A 24,717-nucleotide genomic window follows, 5' to 3' on the forward strand; every position below is an offset into this window, starting at 1 on the left:
CATGGCGAACCCCACCGGCAGCACCCTGTCCCACCTCGAGTGCACCGCCTGCGGGCGGACCTTCGACGCCGACGAGCCGCACCGGCTGTGCGCGGACTGCGGCAAGGTGCTCTACCCGCGCTACGACCTGGCGAAGGTCGCGCTGCGTCCGTCGGACCTGCTCGCCCGGGAGCCGTCGATGTGGCGGTACCGGGAGGTGCTGCCGATCCGGGACGCCGACCACGTCGTCACCCTCGGCGAGGGCTTCACGCCGCTGCTGCCCGCGCCCCGGCTGTCGGCGCGGCTGGGCCTCGGCGACGTGCGGATCAAGGACGAGGGGCAGAACCCGACGGGCAGCTTCAAGGCGCGCGGCATGTCCGCCGCCGTGTCCCGGGCCCGCGAGCTGGGTGCGAAGGCCGTCGCCGCGCCGTCGGCCGGCAACGCCGGGGGCGCGCTGGCCGCCTACGCCGCTCGCGCCGGGCTCGCCGCCGGGGTGGTGATGCCCGAGGACTGCCCGCGCATCAACCAGGCCGAGGCCGTCGTCTCGGGCGCGGACACGTGGCTGGTCGACGGCCTGATCGACGACGCGGGTCGCCTGGTGCGCACGACGTCGGAGGCGCGCGGCTGGTTCGACGTCTCCACCCTCAAGGAGCCCTACCGCGTGGAGGGCAAGAAGACGCTGGGCTACGAGCTCGCCGAGCAGCTGGGCTGGGAGCTGCCGGACGTGGTGATCTACCCGACCGGCGGCGGCACCGGGCTGGTCGGCATGTGGAAGGCCTTCGCCGAGATGACCGAGCTCGGCTGGATCGGGGAGAAGCGCCCGCGCATGGTCGTCGTCCAGGCCGAGGGGTGCGCCCCGATCGTCCGGGCCCACGACCAGGGCGAACGGCACGCGCCGCGCTGGGAGGACGCCGCCACCGACGCCAGCGGCCTGCGGGTCCCGGTCGCCGTCGGTGACTACCTGATCCTCGACGCGGTCCGCGATTCCGGCGGCACGGCGGTGTCGGTGAGCGAGGACGAGATGCGCGAGGCCACCCGCGAACTCGCCGCCTCCGAGGGCATCTACCCGGCGCCCGAAGGTGCGGCGACCCTGGCCGCGCTGCGGCGTCTCCGCGACACCGGCGCGGTCACCGACACCGACCGGGTCGTCCTCTTCAACACCGGCGCGGGCCAGAAGTACCCCGACTTCGTCCCGGTTTCGCCGGAGTTCGTCCCCGCGGACTCCCCGGCCTGGGACTCGGGGCTCTGACCAGGGCATGAGCACCGGAGGTGCTTTCTCTTCCACCACCCTCGCAGCCCGCACCGCCGGGGGTTCTGAGCGGCGTCGCGGCGAGCACGCCGCGACGCCGTGCATCGGCATGCATCAGGAGTGGCGCGCGGAGTCCGCGGAGCCGCTCAGGTTCCCCCACCCGCACCGCTACGCAGAACGGGTGAAGGTTTCGGTTCAATTATCCTGGGGCCGTGACTGAGAAGCCCAGCATCCCGAATGTTCTCGCCGGTCGTTATGCCTCTCCGGAGCTGGTCGAGCTGTGGTCCCCGCAGCACAAGATCGTTCTTGAGCGGCGCCTCTGGCTGGCCGTGCTGCGCGCCCAGGCCGACCTCGGCATCGAGGTCCCGGAGCAGGCCGTGGCCGACTACGAGCGGGTGCTGGAGCAGGTCGACCTCGACTCCATCGCCGCGCGCGAGCGCGTGACCAGGCACGACGTGAAGGCGCGGATCGAGGAGTTCAACGCGCTGGCCGGTCACGAGCAGATCCACAAGGGCATGACCTCGCGGGACCTGACCGAGAACGTCGAGCAGCTGCAGGTCCGCCGCAGCCTGGAGCACGTGCGCGACCGGACCGTCGCCGTGCTCGCGCGCCTGGGCAAGCTCGCGGGTGAGAACGCCGAGCTGGTCATGGCCGGTCGTTCGCACAACGTCGCCGCGCAGGCCACGACGCTGGGCAAGCGCTTCGCCACCGCCGCCGACGAGCTGCTGGTGGCGTTCCGGCGCCTCGAGGAGCTCCTCGACCGGTACCCGCTGCGCGGCATCAAGGGCCCGGTCGGCACCGCGCAGGACATGCTCGACCTGCTCGGCGGCGACACCGCCAAGCTCGCCGAGCTGGAGCGCCGCGTCGCCGGTCACCTGGGCTTCGGCAACACGCTGACCAGCGTCGGCCAGGTCTACCCGCGCTCGCTGGACTTCGAGGTGCTGAGCCTGCTGACGCAGCTGGCCGCCGCGCCCTCCAGCGTCGCCAAGACGATCCGGCTGATGGCCGGGCACGAGCTGGTCACCGAGGGCTTCAAGCCCGGCCAGGTCGGCTCCAGCGCCATGCCGCACAAGATGAACACCCGCTCCTGCGAGCGCGTCAACGGCCTCGCCGTGATCCTGCGCGGCTACCTGTCGATGAGCGGGGAGCTGGCCGGTGACCAGTGGAACGAGGGCGACGTGTCCTGCTCGGTGGTGCGCCGGGTGGCGCTGCCGGACGCGTTCTTCGCCTTCGACGGCCTGCTGGAGACGTTCCTGACGGTGCTCGACGAGTTCGGCGCGTTCCCGGCCGTCATCTCCCGCGAGCTGGACCGCTACCTGCCGTTCCTGGCCACCACGAAGGTGCTGATGGGCGCGGTGCGCGCGGGCGTGGGCCGGGAGGTCGCGCACGAGGCGATCAAGGAGAACGCCGTCGCGGTGGCGCTGGACATGCGCGAGCAGGGCGCCGAGCGCAACGACCTGCTCGACCGCCTCGCCGCCGACGAGCGCCTGCCGCTCGACCGCGACCAGCTGGAGGCCCTGCTGGCCGACCGCCTCGCCTTCACCGGCGCGGCCTCGGCCCAGGTCGGCGACGTCGTCGCGGCCATCGAGAAGGTCGCCACCCAGTACCCCGAGGCCGCGGCCTACGCCCCGAGCGACATCCTCTGACGCCCAGGTGGTCGCACGATTTCAATGGAGATCGGGAACCCGACTTCCATTGAAATCGTGCGTCTCCGAGGGGCTCAGTCCCAGTGGGCGTTGAAGAAGTCGATCTCGCACTTCGTGGCCTGCTGGAAGAGCCGCAGGCAGCGGGCCCGGTCCCGCTCGTCGAGGTCGGCGCCGATGCGGTCGAGCTCGGAGCGCAACCAGGTCACCCACTCCTGGAAGTCCGGGTTGGCGTGCAGGTCGATCCACTCGGCGTGCACGAAGTTGTCCGGCTTCGCCGGGGCCCGCACCGCCCACTCCTGGTAGGTCCACTCGGCGACGGTGAGCACCGTGAGGATCTCGGCGTAGCCGCCGTTGTCCCTGGTGTCGCGCATCAGGTCGCGGAACGCCACCGTCGCCGGGTCCAGCTCCGGGTCGACCCGGTCGGACTCGACGATGCCCAGCGCCTCGAAGGACCGCTGGAAGTAGGTGTTCTCCTCGCTGGTGACCACCGCGATGCTGCCGGCCAGCTTCAGCCGCGACTCGTACCGGTCGGCCCGAGCGACGGCGGCGCCGAGCAGCGCCAGGAAGTCGTCGACGAACTGGTAGTCCTGCACCAGGTACGAGCTCATGTACTCGTCGGGCATCGACCCGTCGAACAGCGCGTCGGTGAACGGGTGCTCCACGACCGCGGTCCAGTCCGGTTCGCTGCGCTCGCGCAGCCAGTCGGTGAAGTTGTCGGTCATGATCTCCTCCTTCTCCCGTTCCCCATCCCACCACGTGCGGGCGCCCAACCTGCGGTGGGAGACAATGCGCGTCGTGGTTGCACTCGCCGATTACCCCCAGATCGCGGCAGGCAAGGTTCGCCAGCTGCACGCCGTCGATGACGAACACCTGCTGCTGGTCGCCTCGGACCGGATCTCGGCCTACGACCACGTGCTGGACACGCCGATCCCGGACAAGGGCGCGGTGCTCACCGCGATGAGCGTGTTCTGGTTCGAGCTGCTGGCCGACGAGCTGCCGAACCACCTGGTCGCCCACGACGACCCGCGCATCCCCGCCGAGGTGCGCGGCCGCGCGCTGCTGGTGAAGCGGCTGACGATGGTGCCGGTGGAGTGCGTCGCCCGCGGCTACCTGACCGGTTCCGGGCTGATCGACTACCAGCGCACCGGCGCGGTGTGCGGCGTGTCGCTGCCGGACGGGCTGGTGGAGTCCTCCCGCCTGCCGGAGCCGATCTTCACCCCGGCCACCAAGGCCGAGATCGGCGAGCACGACGAGAACGTGAGCTTCGAGGCCGTCGCCGCGCAGGAGGGCGCGGAGCGCGCCGCCGAGCTGCGCGACCTCACCCTGCGCGTCTACGCCCGCGCGGCCGAGCACGCCCGCGAGCGCGGCGTGATCCTGGCCGACACGAAGTTCGAGTTCGGCCTCAACGCCGCCGGCGAGCTGGTGCTCGGCGACGAGGTGCTGACCCCGGACTCGTCCCGCTACTGGCCGGCCGACGGCTACGAGGCGGGCAAGGTGCAGCCGTCGTTCGACAAGCAGTTCGTCCGCAACTGGCTGACCTCGGAGGACTCCGGCTGGGACCGGCACTCCGACACCCCGCCGCCCGCGCTGCCGGACCACATCGTCGCGGCCACGCGGGACCGCTACGTCGAGGCCTACGAGCGCATCACGGGACGCTCCTTCGCCGACTGGCCCCAGGGCTCCTGACGGCGGGCGCCTGACCTGGGCATTCGGAGCTTCACCCGGTAGCGGGATCCGGCGGCGTGTCGGGAGGTGGGCCTGGCGTGCGCGTTTGATGGTTGCGGTGTGGAGGTTCGCCGGATTTGCGCCGGGGCGACACCTGGCTTTCAGGTAACGGTCACCCGCGCCAGGCCGAATGGGTGTTTGTGAGCACGCCGCTCGTGGTGTCGTTGTCGGGGCTGGAGCACCGGTCGTTGGACAGCTGCGCGGATTTCGCCGCGGAGCTCGACCGGCGGTCCGTCCCGCTGTCCCTGCTGATCTCACCGCGCCCGACCGACCTCGACGCGCGTGACCGCAGGTCACCGACGCTGCGCTGGGTCGCCGACCGGTTGGGCGGGAAGGACACGGTCAGCCTGCACGGCTTCGCCCGCGTCTCGCCCGGCCTGCGCTCCCGGCTCGCCCCGGCGGCGCGGCTGCCCGCGCACGAGGCGGGCCTGCGGCTGGTGGCCGCCTCGGCTGTGCTGGAGCAGGCGGGCCTGCGCACCCGCACCTTCGTGCCGCCGCGCTGGCTGGCCTCGCCGGGCACCGTCCTCGCCGCTCAGCGGCGCGGCTTCGCGGTGTGCGCGGACGCGATGGGGGTGCGCGACCTGGGCACCGGCCAGGTGCTGCGGTCCCGGATCCGGATCCTCGGCCCGGGTGAGGCCGCCGAGCCGTGGTGGTGCCGGGCGCTGGTGCTCGGAGCGGGCCGCGCGGCCCGCCGGGGACGCGCGGTGCGGCTCGCGCTGGAGGCCCGGACGTTGGCGAAACCCGCTGTGCGGCACGCGATCCTGGACGCGATCGACCTCGCGCTGCACCACGGCGCGGAGCCGGTCACCTACGCGTCGTTCGCGACCGTGCGTGCGGAGACCGACCGCATCCCGACGCCGCGGATTCCGCACGAAGCTTGGTGAGAGGACAGTTCTTCCTCGAATCACCCATGATCGAAGTCCGTTTTGCCCGGTTAATTCGAGGAAAAACTGTCCCTTGCCTAGATCTCGGTGGCGGTGGCCCGGGGGAGGACGTCGACCGCGGTCTCCGCGGGGCTGAGCTCCTCGAAGCGGCGGTAGTGCATCGCGGGCATCGCCAGCACGGCCTCGTGGATCGGGACGGCGGCGCGCGGGGCGACCGCGCGGAGGAAGTCCACGGCCTCGGAGAGCTTGAGCCACGGCGCGCCGGTCGGCAGGCCGAGGACGTCGATCCGCTGCTCGGGCACGTGGAACGAGTCGCCCGGGTGGTAGAAGGCGCCGTGGTCGACGAGGTAGCCGACGTTGTCGATGTTCGGGATGTCCGGGTGGATCACCGCGTGCTCCCCGCCGACGACGTTGATCGACGATCCGCCCAGCTCCAGGGCGTCGCCGGGCTTCGCGGTGGTCGCGGTCAGGCCCTTCTCGGCGACGGCGGCCGCGCTGCCCGGGTCGACGACCAGCCGGGCGCCGGGGTTGGCCTCCAGCAGCGCCGGGAGCCGGTCGAGGTCGAGGTGGTCCGCGTGCTGGTGGGTGATCAGCACGGCGTCCAGGTCGCGCAGGTCCTCGAAGTCGGACGAGAACCCGCCCGGGTCGAGCAGCAGTCGGCCGGAACCGGTCTCCAGCAGCACGCACGCGTGTCCGAAGTGGGTGATGTGCACGCGAATCCTCCTCAGCGGCGAGCGAAATCCGCGCCCCACTCTGCCACCACCCGCAGCGACGCGAAGGACCGGCGAGCCCCCGAGCCCCGCCGGTCCCAGGTCGTCACTCGACGGTGATCACGACGCCCGGAACCGGGCCGCCGCCCGCGCGGCCGTGCACCTGGTACTGCCCCGGCGCGACGTCGGCGATGGTGGCGATCAGGTCGGCGCTCCCGTCGGACGCGCGGACCAGGTGGGCCACGCCCTCGTCGGCGCCCATCGGGTGGTCGGAGTCGCGGACGAAGGCGCCGGACGAGACCCAGCTCAGCGCCTCCTGCCCGTGCTCGACGTGGATCCTCAGCTGCTCGCCCGGGTGCACCACAGGTCGGTCGACGGTCAGCGGGACGCCCTGCGCCGCGGTGGCGGTGATCGGTGCGCTTCCGGCGTCCGGGACTCCGGTGGTGGCGTTGGCGACGGGCGCGGTGGTCAGCGCGAGGCCGGCGAGAGCGGCCCCGGCGAGGACGGTCGTGAAGCGGCGCATGGCGAAACCCCTCAGCGGTCAACGTTGTTGTTGCTGACCTGAAGACGCCCGGGCCGCCGGGAGGTTCGGACCAATGCCGCCACATGTGCCCCACGTCACCATCGGCGGGTGAGCTGCGACGCACGTCGGGCCCCTGCGCGGACGGGTGAACCCGCAGCTCAGGTACGCTGCGCGGGTACTGCTGGCCATCCGCCGGACCGGCGGATCTGCACGGAAACCGGGAGCAGCACCCGTGGCCCGAGTCGTTGTCGACGTCATGCCCAAGCAGGAGATCCTCGACCCGCAGGGACAGGCGGTGGCCAACGCGCTGCCCCGTCTCGGGTTCGACGGGATCACCGAAGTCCGCCAGGGGAAGCGGTTCGAGCTGGAGGTCGCCGACGACGTCGACGACGCCACCCTCGCCAACATCGCCGAGACCCTGCTGGCCAACCCCGTGATCGAGGACTTCGAGGTTCGGCGGGTGGAAGCGTGATCGGCGTTTGGGCAGCTGGAGTCCTGCTCCACCGCACCTCAGGGGAACGTGACGCAAACCGGCCACGAGAAACCTCGACACGCGAGGTTCGGCGGGTCGCAACCACCACTGCGTATCGCGGAGAGGCGGACTAGTGAAGATCGGGATCATCACCTTCCCCGGCACGCTCGACGACGTCGACGCCGCCCGGGCGGTGCGCCGCGCCGGTGGCGAGGCCGTCGCGCTCTGGCACGCCGACCACGACCTCAAGGGCGTCGACGCCGTGGTCGTCCCCGGCGGCTTCTCCTACGGCGACTACCTGCGCTGCGGCGCGATCGCCAAGTTCGCCCCCGTGATGACCGAGGTCATCATCGCCGCGGGCAAGGGGATGCCGGTGCTGGGCGTGTGCAACGGCTTCCAGATCCTGTGCGAGTCCGGGCTGCTGCCCGGCGTGCTGACCCGCAACGCGGGCCTGCACTACGTGTGCCGCGACCAGTGGCTGAAGGTGGAGAACAACTCCAGCGCCTGGACCACGCGCTACGACGCCGGTGCCGAGCTGCTCATCCCGATCAAGCACGGCGAGGGCAACTACATGGCCGACCAGGCCGTCCTCGACCAGCTGGAGGGCGAGGGCCGCGTGCTGTTCCGCTACGCCGGGGAGAACCCGAACGGATCGCAGCGCGACATCGCGGGCATCACCGACGCGCGCGGGCGGATCGCCGGCATGATGCCGCACCCCGAGCACGCGATCGACCCGCTGACCGGGCCCACCGACGACGGCCTCGGCATGTTCCTGTCCGTTCTGGATTCTTTGGTGGCAGCGTGACCGACAAGATCGATTCCGTCGGGGTGGCCGAGAAGTCTCCCGACGTCGACCAGCCCTACCGCGAGCTGGGGCTCAAGGACGACGAGTACCAGCGGATCCGCGAGATCCTCGGCCGCCGGCCCACCGAGGCCGAGCTGGCGATGTACTCGGTCATGTGGAGCGAGCACTGCTCCTACAAGTCCTCCAAGGTCCACCTGAAGTACTTCGGCGAGACCACCACCGACGAGATGCGCGCCAAGATGCTCGCCGGCATCGGCGAGAACGCGGGCGTGGTCGACATCGGTGACGGCTGGGCCGTGACCTTCAAGCTGGAGAGCCACAACCACCCGTCCTACGTCGAGCCCTACCAGGGTGCGGCGACGGGCGTCGGCGGCATCGTCCGCGACATCATGGCGATGGGCGCCCGCCCGGTCGCCGTCGCCGACCCGCTGCGCTTCGGCCCGGCCGAGGCCGAGGACACCAAGCGCGTGCTGCCCGGCGTGGTCGCCGGTGTCGGCGGCTACGGCAACTGCCTGGGTCTGCCCAACATCGGCGGCGAGGTCGTCTTCGACGACACCTACGCGGGGAACCCGCTGGTCAACGCCATGTGTGTGGGCGTGATGAAGACCGAGGACCTGCACCTCGCGCACGCCACCGGCAAGGGCAACAAGATCATCCTGTTCGGCGCCCGCACCGGTCTCGACGGCATCGGCGGCGTGTCCGTGCTGGCGTCGGAGACCTTCGACGGCGACGAGAGCGCGGGCGGCCGCAAGAAGCTGCCGAGCGTGCAGGTCGGCGACCCGTTCGCCGAGAAGGTGCTCATCGAGTGCTGCCTGGACCTGTACCACTCCGGCCTCGTCGTGGGCATCCAGGACCTCGGCGGCGCCGGGCTGTCCTGCGCGACCTCCGAGCTGGCCGCGGCCGGTGACGGCGGCATGCGCGTCGACCTCGACCAGGTCCCGCTGCGCGCCACCGGCATGAACGCCGCGGAGATCCTCTCCAGCGAGTCCCAGGAGCGCATGTGCGCCGTCGTGGATCCGTCCAAGGTGGACGAGTTCATGGCGGTCTGCCGGAAGTGGGACGTCACGGCGAACGTCATCGGTGAGGTCACCGACGGCGAGAACCTGGAGATCTACTGGCAGAACGAGCTCGTCGTGGACGTGCCGCCGCGCACCGTGGCCCACCACGGCCCGGTCTACGAGCGTCCCGTCGAGCGGCCGGGCGAGCAGGACCTCATCGCCGCCGACAACGCGAACACGCTGGCGCGCCCGTCCACCCCGGACGAGCTGCGGGAGACCATCCTGACGATGGCCGCCTCCCCGAACCTGTGCTCGCGCGCGTGGGTCACCGACCAGTACGACCGCTACGTGCGGGGCAACACCGTGCTGGCCCAGCCGTCCGACGGCGGTGTGCTGCGCATCGACGAGGAGACCGGGCGCGGCATCGCGGTCGCCACCGACTGCAACGCCCGCTACACCCGGCTCGACCCGTACACCGGCGCGCAGCTGGCGCTGGCCGAGGCGTACCGGAACGTGGCCACCACCGGTGCCACGCCGATGGCCGTCACCAACTGCCTGAACTTCGGTTCGCCGGAGGACCCGGGCGTGATGTGGCAGTTCCAGCAGGCGGTGCGCGGTCTCGCCGACGGCTGCGCCGAGCTGGGCATCCCGGTGACCGGCGGCAACGTCAGCTTCTACAACCAGACCGGGCAGCAGGCGATCCTGCCGACTCCGGTCGTCGGCGTGCTCGGCACGATCGACGACGTCACCCGCCGCATCCCCACCGGCATCGGCGGTGAGGAGGGCGAGACGCTGATCCTGCTCGGCGACACGCGCGAGGAGTTCGGCGGTTCGGAGTGGGCCCGCGTGGCGCACGACCACCTCGGCGGCACGCCGCCGCAGGTCGACCTGGCCCGCGAGAAGCTGCTGGCCGACATCGTGCTGGCGGGTTCCCGCGATGGCATGATCTCCGCCGCGCACGACCTCTCCGAGGGCGGTCTGGCGCAGGCGCTGGTCGAGACGGCGCTGGTCGGCGAGTGCGGTGCCCGCGTGGTGCTGCCGGAGGGCGCGGACCCGTTCGTCCAGCTGTTCTCCGAGTCGTCCGGCCGGATCCTGGTCGCGGTGCCGCGCTCGGAGGAGCTGCGCTTCACCGACATGTGCACCGCTCGCGGCCTGCCGTGGGCCAAGATCGGCGTCGCCGACGCGGGCTCGAACTCCCTGGACATCCAGGACGTCACCGAGATCCCGCTGCCGGAGCTCCGCGAGGCGTGGGAGGGCACGCTGCCGAAGCTCTTCGGCTGATCCTTCATTCGACGGGGGCCCCGACCACTTCGGTCGGGGCCCCCGTCGTTCCGGTGACGTCCGGGGCGCGGGTGAACACGACGCCGTCGAACTCCGCTCGCTCCTCGAAGGACGAACCGGCCAGCGAGACCTCGTCGGTGAAGGTGCTGTCGGAGAACTTCGCGGGCCCGCGGAACGTGCTGCGCTCGCAGCGCACCGGGCCGCCGAAGTGCACTCCGCTGAACCACGCCCTGCGGTGGAACACCGCGTCGTCGCAGCGGAACCGGCCGCTGAGCCGTCCGGTGCCGAAGGTGCTGCCGGTGAAGTAGACGTGGCCGTGGAAGGTGCTGCGGCTGAGGTTGTTGCTGCTGAACAGGTGCGCGTAGCGCAGCAGCACGGTGCCGATCTTGCGGTCGGAGAGCTCGAAGTACTCCAGCGTCGCCCCGGTGAGGTCGAGGTCGTAGATCGGCGCGTCGGCGTCGTCGGCCGCCGGCAGCAGGTCGGTGATCAGGCGCTGCGCGGTGAGCCGCACCTGCAGCTGGCGCTCGGCGTCGTCGGAGTCCTCGGGAGCCCAGTCCCGCGACGTCGAGTAGCGGGGGTGCTGGAAGGGGCGGCGCAGGTAGGAGCAGAGGACGTCGAGCACGGTCTGGGCGTAGTCGGGGTTGCTGCGCGCCAGCCCGGCGAGCGCGTGCAGCGCACCCACTCGGACCTGGTCGGTCTCGTGCCCCAGCAGCTCGACGGCCCGCGCGAAGCGCTCGTCGGCGACCCGGTCCCGCTCCAGCTCGGTCCGCCGACCCTCCAGCGTCTGCCGCTGCTCCTCGACCCGGCGCCGCCGATCGTTCAACCACAACGCGTACAAGGCCACCACGGACCCCGCGGCGAGTCCCCCGGTCCGCAACGCCTCCGCCCCGGTCACCCGCGGGTCGAACACCAGCAACCCGACGCTGACCGCGCACAACCCGACGATCGCCACCGCGATCGTCACCACCAACCCGACCTTCCGCTCACCCACACCGGTGATCCTCCCCGAAAACGATCACCCAACGCACCCACCTCCCGTCAAGAACCGCAACATTCATGCCACGAGAACCGGGGTTTTCAACGTGTCGAAAACCGCGGTTTTCGCGCGACGAATGTTGCGGTTCTTGACGTGGGGTGGGACGGGTCAGCCGCGGGCGAGGAGTTGGAGGGCGAGGAGGGGACCGTTGAAGTGGTTCTGGTCCAGGGGATCTGAGGTGTGCTGCCAGAAGGTCCAGAGGAGCCAGCCGGTGGGGAGGGCGCCCGGGGTGTCGGAGTAGCGGGCGATCCAGAGGGGGTTGGTGGCGGCGAAGGTGCCGATGCCGCACCGGGTCCACCAGTTGGTGCTGGTGTAGATGACCGGGTGGCGGCCGGTGCGGGCGCGGTAGGTGTCGCTGAAGTCCTCGATCCAGCCGGTCAGCGCCTCGCCGCTCATGCCGTAGCAGGTCTCGCCGTACGGGTTGTACTCCACGTCGAGCGCGCCGGGCAGGGTGCGGCCGTCGGCGGACCAGCCGCCGCCGTGATCGACGAAGTAGTTCGCCTGGTCGGTGCCGCTGGAGGCGTTGGGGATCGCGAAGTGGTAGGCGCCGCGGATCATCCCCACGGCGTGGGAGCCGTCGTACTGCTGCGGGAAGTACGGGTTGGTGTAGCTGGTGGATTCGGTGGCCTTGACGTAGGCGAACCGCTTCCCCCGCCCGTACCAGGCCGGCCAGTCCACGTTCCCCTGGTAGCTGGCGACGTCCATGCCGGGCACGCTCAGCAGCGGGTCGAGGTCCGGCAGCGGCAGCGGGTCGAGCGGTTCGAACTCGCGGATCTGCGAACCCATCGTCGCGTTGTCGTCGTCGGTGATGACCGGACTCGCCTGGGCGACGCTCGTCCGGACGGGGGCCGACAGCGCCGCGCACACCAGCACGAGCGACACCACCAGGGCTGATCGAACGCGTGCCGTCATCTTCCCTCGCATCACGGGCGGTCGTGGACCGTGTCGGGTGGCTGCGCATCGTGCCCCGGAAGCGCGGCGAACGTTTTCCGAGGACGGGAGATGCTGTGTTAGCTTTTGACCGGATCGGCTCAATCCGTACCGCTGCGGGGCACCCGAACAGGGGTTTTGGCGAAGACTTGCCAGCGCAACCTCTGGGGGTGGGTTGAGCGTCTAACAGTGGGGGGATCGAACTCTCCGTAACGTTGCGCGGCGAAAGGCGATCGCGGACGGTAGTGGTGATGTGCGCGTCGGTAGCGCGGATGGCCGCCCGACATCGGTGTGACGGCTGCTCCGGGTGCCGTACGTGATGTTCGACCGCCGAGCTCATCCGGTCGTATGCTCCGACGAGACACGGCCCGGGCTAGGACGACGAGTGGAGGGCGCCCAGGCATGACTGGCTGGACCGCGCCGGTGCCCAGCGCTCACGAGGTGGCCGCCAAGGTGAACCGAACCGACCGACGACGTTTCGCCGCGGTCTGGGCGTAGGCGTTGATGGGGACCAGCTACGTCCCGATGACCAGCGCCGAGGTCGAGGGCCGTCTGCAGGGCTACACCGATCGGCTGGTCGACGCGCTGATCGGTGAGCCGTTCGACGCCTCGCCCGCGCGGGCGGTGGGCGTCGACCTCGTCGGCGTGCACTTCACCAGCGCCGAGTCGCTGGCGCGCACCGTCGAGCTCATCGGCGGCGAGATCCTCGACGTGCTGCACCTCGGCGACGACCCCGTGTGGCGCGGCCGGGTCGCCGCGCTGCAGGCCGCGCTGTGCTCCGGCTTCGTGCAGGCCGCGCGCAAGCGCACGCTCGACGAGCAGGAGGCCATCCGGCAGGCCGTGCTCGACGCCCGCGACGCCGTCGAGCTCGCGCTGCGCACCAGCGAGGCCCGCTTCCGCGCGATCTTCTCCGAGGCCGCCATCGGCATCGGCATCGCCGACATCGAGGGCCGGATCCTGGAGGTCAACGGCTCGCTGGCGCGCATCCTGGGCCGCTCCACCGACGACATCCGCCGGATGCAGGTCGCCGACATGGTGCACCCGGCCGACCCGGACCGGACCTGGGAGCTCTACGAGGAGCTGCTGCGCGGCGAGCGCGAGCAGTTCCGCGTCGAGAAGCAGTTCTCGCGGCCCAGCGGCAAGACCGTGTGGACCGAGCTGTTCGTGTCCCTGATCCGCGACGAGGACGGCAAGCCGCTGTACCAGGTGGCGCTGATCGAAGACGTCACCGACCGCCGCGAGCTGCAGGAACGCCTCCGGTACCAGGCGATGCACGACCCGCTGACGGCGCTGCCGAACCGGGCGCTGTTCCTCGACCGGCTGGAGTCCGTGCTGCAGCGGCACGGGCCGCGGGACCGGGTCGCGCTGTGCTACATGGACCTCGACGGGTTCAAGGTCATCAACGACAGCCTCGGCCACCACGTCGGCGACGACCTGCTGCGCACCGTGGCCGAGCGGCTGGCCGCCGCGGTGCAGGGCGACGACCGGCTGGTCGCGCGGATGGGCGGCGACGAGTTCGTCATCCTGCTGCAGAACTCCGCCGGGACCGAGCAGGCCGTGGAGATCGCCGACCGGGTGCTGGACGCCGTCGACGAGCCGATCCGCATCGACGGCCACGAGCTGACCGTCTCGGCCAGCATCGGCATCGTCGAGCGCGAGGTCGCCGGGCAGACCGCGGCCGAGCTGATGCGCGATGCCGACGTGACCCTGTACTGGGCGAAGTCCGATGGCAAGGCCCGCTGGGCGCAGTTCGACCCGGAGCGCAACGCCAACGAGGTCGCCCGGCTGCGGCTGGCCGCCTCGATGCCCGCGGCGCTGGAGCGCGAGGAGTTCTACGTCGACTACCAGCCGCTGATCGGGCTGCGCGACAGCTCCGTCGTCGGCGTCGAGGCCCTGGTCCGGTGGGGCCATCCTGACCTGGGCAGACTCGGTCCGGACAAGTTCATCGGGCTCGCCGAGGAGACCGGGCTGATCGTCCCGCTGGGCAGGTGGGTGCTGCGCAAGGCCTGCGAGCAGGCCAAGCGGTGGCAGGACCGGTTCGGCGACGAGGCCCCGTTCGTGAGCGTCAACCTCGCGGTCCGGCAGTCCCGCGACCCGAACCTGGTCATGGACGTCGCCGAGATCCTGGAGGAGACCGGGCTCGCCCCGCACCGGCTGCAGCTGGAGCTGACCGAGAGCGCGATCATGTCGACCGCCGACGAGCCGCTGGACAAGCTGCGCGCGCTGTCCCGGATGGGTGTGCGGATCGCCATCGACGACTTCGGCACCGGCTACTCCAACCTCGCCTACCTGCGGCACCTCCCGGTGCACGAGCTCAAGATCGCGGGATCGTTCATGGAGGGCCTGCGCGACGCCGAGCGCGCGGATCCCGTCGACGCCCGCATCGTCGGCACCCTCGTCGACCTGGCCCACACCCTCGGCCTGACGGTCACCGCCGAGGGCGTCGAGACGCAGGCGCAGGCCCGCAGGATGGCCGAGATCGGTTGCGAGACCGGCCAGGGCTACCTCTGGGCCAAGCCCGGCGACCCCACCACGGTCACCGACTACATCGCCTCCCACCTGGAATGACGAAGTTCCAACTGAAACTTCGTCATTCCTCGAACCGACCGCACTCACGTCCCCTGGAAGAGCGAAGTTTTCATGAGAACTTCCCTCCCCTCGCAACGACTTGGTGGTCACGCGGGTGGTTCGGGGACGGGGAGGTTTTCATGAAAACTTCGACTCGGGGGTGGTCCCGTGGGTGGGGAAGTTTTCATGAAAACTTCGCGTCCGGTCAGAGGCCGTTGCGCCGGGACTTCTGCTCCCGGGTGCGGCCTCCGAACAGGACCGCGGCCGAGTTGACCAGGGCGAGGTGGCTGAAGGCCTGGGGGAAGTTGCCCGCGAAGCAGCCGGTCTCGCCGTCGACCTCCTCCGAGTAGAGGCCGACGTCGTTGGCCATGCCGACGAGCTCGTCGAACATCCGGACCGCCTCGTCCCGGCGGCCGCAGTAGGCCAGCGCGTCGACCATCCAGAACGAGCAGGCCAGGAACGAGCCCTCCCGCCCGGTCAGGCCGTCGACGTCGTTCGGTGCCTCGGTGGTGGTGTAGCGGTCGACCAGCACGCCGTGCTGCAGCTCGCGCTGGATCACCTCGACGGTGCTGCGCATCCGCTCGTCCGTGCCGGGCAGGAACCCGACCGAGGGCAGCAGCAGGACCGCGGCGTCCAGCGCGGTCCCGCCGTAGAACTGGGTGAACGCGCCCAGCTCCGGGTTCCACGCCTCGCGCAGCACCTCCTCGCGGATCTCCTCGCGGAGTTCCCGCCAGTGATCGGCGCTGCCCGGCAGCCCGTCCTCCTCGGTGGCGCGGATCGCGCGGTCGAACGCGACCCACACCATGACCTGCGAGTGCGTGAAGTACCGGTCGGGCCCGCGCACCTCCCACAGGCCGCGGTCGGGGCGACGCCAGATCCGCTCCAGGTGGGCGAGCATGCCGCGCTGCACCGCCCAGGACTCCTCGCTCTCGGCGAGCCCGCGTTCCCGGGCCAGGTGCAGGGCGTCCATCACCTCGCCGTAGACGTCGAGCTGGGTCTGCCGGTAGGCGGCGTTGCCGACCCGCACCGGGCTCGCGCTCCGGTAGCCCGGCAGCCAGTCCAGCTCCCACTCGACCAGGTGCCGCTCGCCGCCGATCCCGTACATGATCTGCAGGTCGGCGGGGTCGCCGGCCACCGCGCGGACCAGCCAGCTCCGCCAGGCCTCGGCCTCGGAGGTGCAGCCGAACTCGTCGAGGGCGAGCAGCACCAGCGTCGCGTCGCGCAGCCAGCAGTAGCGGTAGTCCCAGTTCCGGTTGCCGGGCACGGCTTCCGGCAGCGAGGTGGTGGGAGCGGCGATGATGCCGCCGGTCGGTGCGTAGGTCAGGGCCTTGAGGGTGGTCAGCGAGCGGCGCACGGCCTGCGGGTGCGGCCCCTCGTAGACGATCTTGTCGGACCAGGCGCGCCAGAACTCCTCGCACTCCCGCAGCTCCTGCTCGGGGTCCAGCGGCGCGGGCGTGCGACCGTGGTCCGACGCCCACTGCATCGTCCAGGACATGCGCTGACCTGCGGAGATGGTTCCCGTGTAGCGGTGGGCGCGCTCGCCTTCGACTCGGGTGGGCAGCTCGTCGCCGCGCAGCACGACGGTGTGCGGTCCGGCGATGGCCAGGATGTGCTCGTCGAGCACCGGTTCGCTCATCCGGACCCGCCGCACCCACGGCACCGCGTCGCCGTAGTCGAAGCGCAGCACCCAGTCGAGCTGGAAGGGGACCTCGCCGGAGACGCCTTCGACGATCCGCATCACGCACGGCTCGCCGCTCTCGTTCATCTCGTGCGGGGGCATGAAGTCGATCAGCCGCAGCACGCCGGAGTCGGTGCGGAACTCGGTCTCCAGCACCAGCACGTCGTCCCGGTAGCGGCGGCGGCTCTCGCGCACCGGCTCGGTCGGGGCGATCGACCAGCACCCGTCGCCGGTGCCGCCCAGCAGCCGGGAGAAGCAGGACGGCGAGTCGAAGCGCGGCAGGCACAACCAGTCGAGCGATCCGCTCCTGCCGACCAGCGCCGCCGTCCGAAGATCGGACAGCAGCGCGTAGTCCTCGATCAACCCGGGCCCGGTCACCCTGCCGACACTAGGTTCGATCAGGGCGACCGGCCATCCGTCGAACGAGTTTCACCGGTAACCGGCGAAGCCGGTTTCTCCTCCACCACCCTGGCAGCTCGCACCGCCGGGGTTCTGAGCGGTGCTGTGGTGAGCACGCCGCGACGCCGTGCACCGGCATGCATCAGGAGTGGCGCGCGGAGTCCACAGCGCTGCTCAGGTTCCCCCACCCGCACCGCCGAGCAAGCTGAGGAGCTCTATTCTCCTGGTTCTTCGGCGAACTGCGCCAATACGCCGTTGGGGATGACGGCCTGCACGGCTTCGTGGAGGTTGAGGCCGAGGTCGTAGCCGCCGAGGACGTCGGGCAGCCAGGAACCCGGGACGGTGCGGTAGCCGGGCCAGTCCTCGGGAACGCGCGAGGCCGAGGTGCAGGCCGGGACGAGCGTGGTGCCGTCGGACATCTCGGCGGTGTAGACGTTGCGGTCCTCGGCGGACGGCGCGTAGAGCATGACCTCACCGGCCAGGACGGCGCGCGGCAGGTCGTCCTCCGGGCGCTCGCCGTCGGCGATCTCGTCGAGGACGCGCTCCAGGTCGTTGGTGGGTTCCGGCCGGTGCAGCATCAGGTCCGAGGGGACGTACTGCTCGTTGAACTGGAACTCCTCGTCGATCTCGCCGTTCTCGTCGATGCGGTACGCACCCACGACGCCCTCCGGCGGCATGTCGCCGTCCTCGTCCTGCGCGTAGCCGGGATCCGCGATGTACAGCCAGGTGTTCGGGTTCTCCTTGGCGTGCGCGCGCATCTCGTCGGTGATCGGCGGCGTCGGTTCGGTCATGGGGTTCGAGACTCCGTTGCTCGGCTGGACAAAGAACACGCCCCGCGACTGCCGAGCGTTCCCGTTGAAGGGTCCCATTCTCGGCGAGGCGTGGTCCGAAGAGGTCAGTCCGCCGTTTTGAGGTGCCGTCTCGCCTGATGAAGGGGGAGACTTGATTCCCGGGGCTTTCGGGAGGGGTGCTCGATGATCGGTCAGCGGGAAGCGTTGCGCATGTTCGGGTGCGAGGTCTTCGATCCGGCGGGGCAGCGCATCGGCATCGTGGGTCAGCTGTTCATCGACGACGACACCGAGCAACCCGCGTGGATCACGGTCCAAACCGGTCTGTTCGGCACCAACGAGAGCTTCGTGCCGCTCGACGGCGCCGCGTTCGACGGCGACACCCTGACGGTCTCGGTCGGCAAGGAGGCGGTGCGGCTGGCGCCGCACGTCGACCTGGAGCAGGGCGATCTGCCGCTGGCGACCGAGCGGGCGCTGTACCGGTACTACGGCATGACCTACGGCGTCGAGCCCGAGGGAGCCGAGGGTGAGTCGGAGCAGTCCGACGAGTACGTCGAGTCGGTTCGGCTGCGGTTGCGGCGCTGGGTAGCGGCCACCCGTTAGAGCGTCCACCCCCATCGTTATATTGAGTACGGACTGTTACCGCTACTTGCGGGTAACAACTGGGAAATCCGGCGATCGCCGGGCCGATCGGCCCCTTGCGCGCACTCCGGTTTCAGCTGCTCATTCCCGGTAGGACCGGGCTCATTGGGAATGCGTTAACCCCAACGTCCGATTGTTTGGCGCAAAATCGCCAACGTCGCCCATACGAGTGCACTCGCTGGTTACGTTCCGCTCTGAAACACCTCCGCTCGGCCCCACCCGAGCGGAACCGTTTGAAGGAGGGGAACGCATGAGGAAGCTGCTCTTCGGCACCGGGGCAGGGGTTGCCGCGGCGGCGCTCGTGTTCGCCGGAGCTCCCGCCGGCGCACAGCCGCAGGTCGACCTGGCCCCGCTGACCCTGCACCCGCAGGCTCAGTCGAGGGACACCGCGGACGTCTACATCGTCAACCTCAAGGACGGCATCGCCCCGCAGGGCGTCGCCGAGGAGCTGGGCGTCCAGGCCCGGCACACCTACACCAAGTCCATCAACGGCTTCTCCGCGAAGCTGACGCCGGAACAGCTCAACGAGGTCCGCGCCAGCGACAAGGTCCAGAACATCTCGCAGAGCTACCGCATGGCGGTCGAGCCGAACGTCAAGCCGGCCGCCGCCGGCTCGTGGGGCCTGGACCGCCTCGACCAGCCGCAGCTGCCGCTGGACGACAGCTACACCCCGGCCGGCAACGGTGAGGGCGTCACCGCCTACATCATCGACACCGGCATCGCCCCCGACCACCCCGACTTCGGCGGTCGCGCCTCGGTCGGCTTCGACGCCACCGGCGGTGACGGCCTGGACAAGCAGGGCCACGGCACGCACGTCGCCGGCACCATCGGCTCCAACACCTACGGCGTGGCGCCCGGCGCCAAGCTCGTCGGCGTCCGCGTCCTGGACGACCAGGGCCAGGGCACCACCGAGTCCGTCGTCGGCGGCATCGACTGGGTCGCCCAGAACCACGACGAGAACGCCGTGGCCAACATGTCGCTGGGCGGTCCGAAGGACCCGGCCCTCGACGAGGCCGCGACCAACCTGGTCAACAGCGGCGTGTTCCTCGCGGTCGCCGCGGGCAACGAGTCGCAGGACGCCTCGCAGGTGTCCCCGGCCAGCGCCGAGGGCGTGTTCACCACGGCCGCGTCGGACAACACCGACACGTCCGCCGAGTTCACCAACTTCGGCGAGACCGTCGAGGGCTACGCCCCCGGCGTGGACATCGTCTCCACCGTTCCCGGTGGCAGCACCGAGGCGATGAGCGGCACCTCGATGGCCAGCCCGCACGTGGCCGGCGTCGGCGCGCTGTTCCTGGCCGCCAACCCGGGCACCGCCCCGGCCGACGTCATCAAGGGTCTGCAGGGCCAGGCCTCGACCGGCGTCGTCCAGGGAGCCCCGCAGGGCACCATCGCCGACCTGCTGCAGATCGGCGACCTGTGATCGCTTGACGCGATAGAGCGCCGTCGCGGGCCCTTCCTGAGCGCTTCAGGGAGGGCCCGCGCTGCATCGGCGCTGCTGCATTCGGGGGTATCGGGACTCCGCTGATCGGGCTGCGTCACCTCGTCGCCCGAGATGTCCGGCGAAAGTCGGTTCCGGCGGTGGTTCCCGGTGGATACGTTGCCAGAAGCAGGGGGAGCTCAGTGTCCATTGCGGTGCCGCGCCGAGAGGTCGGGCGGGTGCCGCCGGGGCACATCGAGGAGGGATGTGCCGTGTTACCCGGATACACCGAGGAACTGACCAAGCCGTCGACCGATGTCGCGGAACCTCCGGGCGGGGAGTCGCCCGCACCGGAGCAGCTCAGCCAGCGCGCCGTGCAGGCGCAGGTCGCCTCGGTCACCCGAGCGGCCAAGGCGCAGGCGGGCAGCGGCGGAGTGCTGCAGGTGGTGCACGGGGCCAAGCGGGTCGGCTGGGCCGCCTACGAGCTGCAGGCCGGTGCCACGCACCTGGTCCAGGGCGTGGCCAAGCCGCCGTACGCCCAGACCGGGACGCTGGACTCGCTGGAGTCGCGCAAGCTCGCCGAGGGCGTGCGCTACCAGGTGCTCTACGACCGCTCGGCGCTCGCTCGTCCGCCGCAGCTGGACATCACCACCAAGCTCGTCGCGATGGGCGAGCAGGCGCGGGTGATCCACGTGGCGCCCACCAAGCTGATCATGGTGGACAACGAGATCGCGCTGCTGCCGCTGACCGTCACCGAGACCTCGGTGGAGAGCGCGGTCGTGGTGCGCAGCTCGGCGATGCTGGCGGCGATCGCCCGCATCTTCGAGGACCTGTGGCGCTACGCGGCGCCGTTCACGGCCAACCAGGACCTCGACGGCAACGAGCTGCGGCCCACCGAGGAGGAGCGGTGGATCCTGTCGCTGCTGGCCTCGGGCGCCACCGACGACACGATCGGCAGGCTGATGGGCTTCAGCGCTCGCACCGCGCACCGCAGGGTGCGGGAGCTGATCTCGCGGCTCGGCGTCGAGACGCGGTTCCAGGCCGGGATGCAGGCGGTCAAGCTGGGCTGGCTGTGAATCGATCCGACTGGTGAATCGATCAGGCGCCTCGGTCCCGGTTCTGCACATCTGAGCACCGGATCCGGGGCGCACTGCCGTCGCCGGCCGCGATCGTGGGTGGGGACAGTTCTCATGAAAACCGTCACCTCACGTGGTCGGGGACTTCGCGTGGTCGGGGAAGTTTTCATGAAAACTTCCCCCTTAAACTCGACCGCATGCCGAAGCGCGGTGCTGTGGACCCCGGGGAGATGCGCGAGGCGGTCGCCGCCGTCCGCGACTGGCTCGACGACGCCGAGCAGCGCCCCGCCAGGCCCGAGCTCGCCAAGGCCGTGCGCCTGAGCCTGCGGACGCTGGAGCAGATCGCGCCCGGCAACAGCGTCGAGGTGCGCGTCCCGCCGTTCGCCGTCGTCCAGTGCGTGGAAGGCCCCCGGCACACCCGGGGCACCCCGCCGAACGTCGTCGAGACCGACCCGCGCACCTGGCTCCGACTCGCCGCTGGCCGCATGACTTGGAGCGATGCCGTCGGCGAGGGCCTGCTGACCGCGTCCGGATCGCGCTCGGACGTCTCCCAGTGGCTGCCGCTCGTCCGAGTGGACCAGGGCTGAAGCGGTGAGCGAACGCTACGTGCGGTGATGAGATGGCGAACACGCTTCAGGTGGGGTTCGCCCAGGTTTCGGGCGTCTTACACTGAGGTGTAACTCCGGCTCCGTCCTCCAGGGAGTTCTCGGTGGTCACCGACCGTCCGGCTCATGCCAGCACGACAACGGACCTTCCCTTTCCGACCTTCGACACCTCGGCCGAAGCCATCGAGCGGGACATCCCGCGCGAGGAATGCGGCGTCTTCGGCGTGTGGGCCCCTGGCGAGGAAGTCGCCAAGCTCTCCTTCTACGGGCTCTACGCCCTCCAGCACCGAGGCCAGGAAGCCGCCGGCATCGCCGTAGGCGACGGGTCCCAGGTGGTCGTCTACAAGGATCTCGGCCTGGTCAGCCAGGTGTTCACCGAGCAGACGCTGGCCTCGCTGCACGGCCACGTCGCCGTCGGCCACTGCCGCTACTCCACCACCGGCGGGGGCTCGTGGGAGAACGCCCAGCCGACCTTCCGCACCACCGGCGCGGGCAGCGGCCTCGCGCTCGGCCACAACGGCAACCTGGTCAACACCGCCGAGCTGATGGACCGCGCGAGCGAGTCCGGCAGCCGTCTCGACGGCGGCAACCTGTCGTCCCCGGCCAACGGCTGCGACCGCGCCACCAGCGACTCCGACCTGGTCACCGGGATGCTCGCGGCCAAGGCCGCCGACATCGGCCTGGAGCAGGCCGCGATGGAGCTGTTCCCCACGGTCTCCGGCGCCTTCTCGATGGTCTTCTGCGACGAGGACACCCTCTACGCGGTGCGCGACCCGCAGGGCGTGCGGCCCCTGGTGCTCGGCCGCCTCGAACGCGGCTGGGTCGTGGCCAGCGAGACCGCGGCGCTGGACATCGTCGGAGCGTCGTTCGTCCGCGAGGTCGAGCCCGGCGAGCTGCTGGCCATCGACGCCGACGGGCTCCGCTCGCAGTCCTTCGCCAGCCCCAAGCCCAAGGGCTGCGTCTTCGAGTACGTCTACCTGGCCCGCCCGGACACCACGATCTCCGGCCGCACGGTGCACGGCACCCGCGTGGAGATCGGCCGCCGCCTGGCCAAGGAGCACCCGGTCGACGCGGACCTGGTCATCCCGGTCCCCGAGTCGGGCACCCCCGCCGCGGTCGGCTACGCCCAGGCCTCCGGCATCCCGTACGGCAACGGCCTGGTGAAGAACTCCTACGTGGGCCGCACGTTCATCCAGCCCTCGCAGACGATCCGCCAGCTCGGCATCCGGCTCAAGCTCAACCCGCTCCGCGAGGTCATCCGCGGCAAGCGGCTCGTGGTGGTCGACGACTCCATCGTGCGCGGCAACACCCAGCGCGCGCTGGTGCGGATGCTGCGCGAGGCCGGAGCCGTCGAGGTGCACGTGCGGATCGCCTCGCCGCCGGTGAAGTGGCCGTGCTTCTACGGCATCGACTTCGCGTCCCGCGCGGAGCTGGTCGCCAACGGCCTCGACGACGACGGCGTGCGCCGCTCGATCGGGGCCGACAGCCTCGGGTACGTCTCGCTGGACGGTCTGATCGCCGCCACCGAGCAGCCCCGCAACCGGCTGTGCGCGGCGTGCTTCGACGGCGAGTACCCGATCCCGCTGCCCGACGACGCGCGGATCGGCAAGTACCTGCTCGAAGGGCTCGGCAACGAGCGCGGCGTGGCCGGGCCCGCCGAGCCCGTGCTGCCCAGCGGTTACGGCGCGGAAGACGCGTTGCAGCGCCCTTGACCTCACCGTCGCCGCGTAGCGTTGGCCGTGCCAGGATTACGCGTCCGGGCCAGGATCGCGCGTCCGGCGAATCGCAAATCGCACTAGATGTGGAGCCAGTCGTGTCCGAAGACCTGATCGCAGGGTCTGCCCCATCCGAAACCCCGAAGGCCACCTACGCCGCGGCGGGAGTGAGCATCGAGGCCGGTGACGAGGCGGTGGAGAAGATCCGCCCCTGGGCGGAGCGCGCGACCCGGCCGGAGGTGCTCGGTTCCCTCGGTGGGTTCGCGGGCCTGTTCCAGCTCAAGCTCGACCGCTGGAAGGAGCCCGTGCTGGCGTCCTCCACCGACGGAGTGGGCACCAAGCTGGCCGTCGCGCAGGCGATGGACAAGCACGACACGGTCGGCATCGACCTGGTCGCCATGGTCGTCGACGACCTGGTGGTGGCCGGTGCCGAGCCGCTGTTCCTGCAGGACTACATCGCTGTCGGCCAGGTCGTCCCGGACCGGATCGCCGACCTGGTCAAGGGCATCTCCGAGGGCTGCGTGCAGGCCGGCTGCGCGCTGCTGGGCGGGGAGACCGCCGAGCACCCGGGCATGATGGCGCCCGGCGAGTACGACATCTCCGCCACCGGCGTGGGCGTCGTCGAGGCCGACGGGATGCTGGGCCCGGACAAGGTCCGCCCCGGCGACGTCGTCATCGCGATGGGTGCCTCGGGCCTGCACTCCAACGGCTACTCGCTGGCCCGGCACGTGCTGCTGGACCTGGCGCGGATGCCGCTGGAGGGCCACGTCGAGGAGTTCGGCCGCACCCTCGGCGAGGAGATGCTGGAGCCGACCCGGATCTACACCAAGGACTGCCTGGCGCTGGCCGCCGAGGCCGAGGTGCGGACGTTCGCGCACGTCACCGGCGGTGGCCTGGCGCAGAACCTGGCGCGGGTCATCCCGTCCGGCCTGACCGCGACGCTGGACCGCGGCACCTGGACGCCGGCCCCGGTGTTCCGGATGATCGCCCAGCGCGGCCGGGTCGAGACCGAGGAGATGGAGAAGACCTTCAACATGGGCATCGGCATGGTCGCCGTGGTCACCGCCGAGGACGTCGACCGCGCCCTGGCCGTGCTCACCGCGCGCCACGTGCCCGCCTGGGTCCTCGGCGAGGTCGCCAAGCAGCCCACCGTCGAAGGCGCGGAGGAGGACGACCGGGTCGTCCTGCGGGGCAACCACCCCCGCTTCTGACCTTCAGCGACGAGAAGCCGCAGCACTCTCCTCGGGTGCTGCGGCTTCTCGCGTTGTGAAGTTAGGAGCCGGGTCGTGCGGGCCGCCTCTCGGCGGGTGGCACTGATGGGCTCCAGCCGAACGGTATTCCCAGCAGGCGATAGTTGGAGCCCGGGGGCACGCGCACGACGCCGGCACCCCGTCCAACGAACGAGTGCCGCCGAGGATTCCCGGAGCGCCGACGATCACCCGTTGGTGGGTTCCGATCAGCCCGGTCCCAGCGCAGCACGAGGGGCGGTGCGGGAGTTGATCCCGCACCGCCCCTCGGCGGTTCTCCATGTCCGGTCCCGGTTTTCCGGGTACGTCGCAGACGTGAGTGGCGGGGGGGGGGGGGGGGG

21 protein-coding genes are annotated in these 24,717 nt (G+C 70.8%); 14 read left to right on the forward strand and 7 right to left on the reverse strand.

All coding sequences use genetic code 11. The features are described from left to right. Window position 1: 1 nt before the first annotated feature. Window positions 2-1,228 carry a threonine synthase gene (locus QFW96_RS27340; RefSeq protein ID WP_281458612.1) on the forward strand — a complete coding sequence of 409 codons (1,227 nt, stop codon included), beginning with the start codon at window positions 2-4 and terminating at the stop codon, window positions 1,226-1,228. Between the two features lie 212 nt (window positions 1,229-1,440). Next, window positions 1,441-2,874, forward strand: coding sequence for an adenylosuccinate lyase (gene purB / locus QFW96_RS27345; RefSeq protein WP_281458613.1), 1,434 nt, complete (start codon window positions 1,441-1,443; stop codon window positions 2,872-2,874). 74 nt (window positions 2,875-2,948) lie between these two features. Here purB and QFW96_RS27350 read toward each other — a convergent pair whose 3' ends face one another. Then, complete coding sequence (locus QFW96_RS27350) at window positions 2,949-3,596, reverse strand: TenA family protein (RefSeq protein WP_281458614.1); 648 nt, start codon at window positions 3,594-3,596, stop codon at window positions 2,949-2,951. Window positions 3,597-3,669: 73 nt separating this feature from the next. Here QFW96_RS27350 and QFW96_RS27355 point away from each other — a divergent pair, with 73 nt between their 5' ends. Both QFW96_RS27355 and QFW96_RS27360 read left to right on the forward strand, forming a co-directional pair. Beyond that, window positions 3,670-4,560, forward strand: coding sequence for a phosphoribosylaminoimidazolesuccinocarboxamide synthase (locus QFW96_RS27355; protein ID WP_281458615.1), 891 nt, complete (start codon window positions 3,670-3,672; stop codon window positions 4,558-4,560). Window positions 4,561-4,739: 179 nt separating this feature from the next. Further along, window positions 4,740-5,483, forward strand: a complete 744-nt coding sequence (locus QFW96_RS27360) for a DUF2334 domain-containing protein (protein ID WP_281458616.1) — start codon at window positions 4,740-4,742, stop codon at window positions 5,481-5,483. A 77-nt stretch (window positions 5,484-5,560) separates the two neighbouring features. On the opposite strand, the gene QFW96_RS27365 is transcribed toward QFW96_RS27360, so the two are convergent. Together QFW96_RS27365 and QFW96_RS27370 are read right to left on the reverse strand one after the other, a co-directional pair. Beyond that, window positions 5,561-6,196 (reverse strand): MBL fold metallo-hydrolase, encoded by a 636-nt coding sequence (locus tag QFW96_RS27365; RefSeq protein ID WP_281458617.1) that lies wholly within the window; start codon window positions 6,194-6,196, stop codon window positions 5,561-5,563. A 103-nt stretch (window positions 6,197-6,299) separates the two neighbouring features. Then, a complete protein-coding gene (locus tag QFW96_RS27370) occupies window positions 6,300-6,716 on the reverse strand; it encodes a hypothetical protein (protein ID WP_281458618.1) in 417 nt (138 codons plus the stop codon). A 232-nt stretch (window positions 6,717-6,948) separates the two neighbouring features. On the opposite strand from QFW96_RS27370, the gene purS reads away from it, so the two are divergent. The 3 genes from purS to purL all read left to right on the forward strand — a co-directional run bounded on the left by purS (window position 6,949) and on the right by purL (window position 10,272). Continuing rightward, window positions 6,949-7,188 (forward strand): phosphoribosylformylglycinamidine synthase subunit PurS, encoded by a 240-nt coding sequence (gene purS, locus QFW96_RS27375; protein WP_093419957.1) that lies wholly within the window; start codon window positions 6,949-6,951, stop codon window positions 7,186-7,188. Window positions 7,189-7,321: 133 nt separating this feature from the next. Further along, window positions 7,322-7,993: a phosphoribosylformylglycinamidine synthase subunit PurQ gene (purQ, locus tag QFW96_RS27380; RefSeq protein ID WP_281458619.1), complete on the forward strand. Its 672-nt coding sequence runs from the start codon at window positions 7,322-7,324 to the stop codon at window positions 7,991-7,993. After that, complete coding sequence (purL, locus tag QFW96_RS27385) at window positions 7,990-10,272, forward strand: phosphoribosylformylglycinamidine synthase subunit PurL (protein ID WP_281458620.1); 2,283 nt, start codon at window positions 7,990-7,992, stop codon at window positions 10,270-10,272. The genes purQ and purL overlap by 4 nt, the downstream gene beginning before the upstream one ends. A 4-nt stretch (window positions 10,273-10,276) precedes the next feature. Here purL and QFW96_RS27390 read toward each other — a convergent pair whose 3' ends face one another. Both QFW96_RS27390 and QFW96_RS27395 read right to left on the reverse strand, forming a co-directional pair. Beyond that, a complete protein-coding gene (locus tag QFW96_RS27390; RefSeq protein ID WP_281458621.1) occupies window positions 10,277-11,263 on the reverse strand; it encodes a pentapeptide repeat-containing protein in 987 nt (328 codons plus the stop codon). Window positions 11,264-11,416: 153 nt separating this feature from the next. After that, window positions 11,417-12,220 carry a lysozyme gene (locus tag QFW96_RS27395; RefSeq protein WP_425524804.1) on the reverse strand — a complete coding sequence of 268 codons (804 nt, stop codon included), beginning with the start codon at window positions 12,218-12,220 and terminating at the stop codon, window positions 11,417-11,419. 522 nt (window positions 12,221-12,742) lie between these two features. Between QFW96_RS27395 and QFW96_RS27400 the strand changes: the two genes are divergently transcribed. After that, a complete protein-coding gene (locus QFW96_RS27400) occupies window positions 12,743-14,806 on the forward strand; it encodes a putative bifunctional diguanylate cyclase/phosphodiesterase (RefSeq protein ID WP_281458622.1) in 2,064 nt (687 codons plus the stop codon). A 205-nt stretch (window positions 14,807-15,011) separates the two neighbouring features. Here the strand turns inward: QFW96_RS27400 and QFW96_RS27405 are convergent, their stop codons facing one another. After that, window positions 15,012-16,862 carry a glycoside hydrolase family 15 protein gene (locus QFW96_RS27405; protein ID WP_281458623.1) on the reverse strand — a complete coding sequence of 617 codons (1,851 nt, stop codon included), beginning with the start codon at window positions 16,860-16,862 and terminating at the stop codon, window positions 15,012-15,014. A 236-nt stretch (window positions 16,863-17,098) separates the two neighbouring features. Further along, window positions 17,099-17,674, reverse strand: coding sequence for a type VII secretion system-associated protein (locus QFW96_RS27410; RefSeq protein ID WP_281458624.1), 576 nt, complete (start codon window positions 17,672-17,674; stop codon window positions 17,099-17,101). 183 nt (window positions 17,675-17,857) lie between these two features. Here QFW96_RS27410 and QFW96_RS27415 point away from each other — a divergent pair, with 183 nt between their 5' ends. From QFW96_RS27415 to purM, 6 genes are all read left to right on the forward strand, one after another. After that, on the forward strand, window positions 17,858-18,274 hold the full coding sequence (locus tag QFW96_RS27415) for a PRC-barrel domain-containing protein (protein WP_281458625.1): 417 nt from the start codon (window positions 17,858-17,860) through the stop codon (window positions 18,272-18,274). A 289-nt stretch (window positions 18,275-18,563) separates the two neighbouring features. After that, window positions 18,564-19,736, forward strand: coding sequence for a S8 family peptidase (locus QFW96_RS27420; RefSeq protein WP_281458626.1), 1,173 nt, complete (start codon window positions 18,564-18,566; stop codon window positions 19,734-19,736). A 269-nt stretch (window positions 19,737-20,005) separates the two neighbouring features. After that, entirely contained in the window at window positions 20,006-20,809 is an 804-nt protein-coding gene (locus QFW96_RS27425; RefSeq protein WP_281458627.1) for a DNA-binding response regulator, read from the forward strand. Between the two features lie 197 nt (window positions 20,810-21,006). Then, on the forward strand, window positions 21,007-21,396 hold the full coding sequence (locus QFW96_RS27430; RefSeq protein WP_281458628.1) for a sterol carrier family protein: 390 nt from the start codon (window positions 21,007-21,009) through the stop codon (window positions 21,394-21,396). Between the two features lie 122 nt (window positions 21,397-21,518). Further along, a complete protein-coding gene (gene purF, locus QFW96_RS27435) occupies window positions 21,519-23,126 on the forward strand; it encodes an amidophosphoribosyltransferase (protein ID WP_406688457.1) in 1,608 nt (535 codons plus the stop codon). A gap of 101 nt (window positions 23,127-23,227) precedes the next feature. Continuing rightward, window positions 23,228-24,340 carry a phosphoribosylformylglycinamidine cyclo-ligase gene (gene purM, locus QFW96_RS27440; RefSeq protein ID WP_281458629.1) on the forward strand — a complete coding sequence of 371 codons (1,113 nt, stop codon included), beginning with the start codon at window positions 23,228-23,230 and terminating at the stop codon, window positions 24,338-24,340. The last annotated feature ends 377 nt before the right edge of the window (window positions 24,341-24,717 follow it).

The sequence above is a fragment of the Saccharopolyspora ipomoeae genome (assembly GCF_029952525.1).
GTDB lineage: Bacteria > Actinomycetota > Actinomycetes > Mycobacteriales > Pseudonocardiaceae > Saccharopolyspora > Saccharopolyspora ipomoeae.

Coding starts and splice junctions, on each gene's coding strand:
- QFW96_RS27420 (WP_281458626.1), top strand. CDS start 18,564: ATGAGGAAGCTGCTCTTCGGCACCGGGGCAGGGGTTGCCGCGGCGGCG.
- QFW96_RS27395 (WP_425524804.1), bottom strand. CDS start 12,220: ATGACGGCACGCGTTCGATCAGCCCTGGTGGTGTCGCTCGTGCTGGTG.
- QFW96_RS27430 (WP_281458628.1), top strand. CDS start 21,007: ATGCCGAAGCGCGGTGCTGTGGACCCCGGGGAGATGCGCGAGGCGGTC.
- QFW96_RS27410 (WP_281458624.1), bottom strand. CDS start 17,674: ATGACCGAACCGACGCCGCCGATCACCGACGAGATGCGCGCGCACGCC.
- QFW96_RS27415 (WP_281458625.1), top strand. CDS start 17,858: ATGATCGGTCAGCGGGAAGCGTTGCGCATGTTCGGGTGCGAGGTCTTC.
- QFW96_RS27370 (WP_281458618.1), bottom strand. CDS start 6,716: ATGCGCCGCTTCACGACCGTCCTCGCCGGGGCCGCTCTCGCCGGCCTC.
- QFW96_RS27350 (WP_281458614.1), bottom strand. CDS start 3,596: ATGACCGACAACTTCACCGACTGGCTGCGCGAGCGCAGCGAACCGGAC.
- QFW96_RS27400 (WP_281458622.1), top strand. CDS start 12,743: ATGGGGACCAGCTACGTCCCGATGACCAGCGCCGAGGTCGAGGGCCGT.
- QFW96_RS27340 (WP_281458612.1), top strand. CDS start 2: ATGGCGAACCCCACCGGCAGCACCCTGTCCCACCTCGAGTGCACCGCC.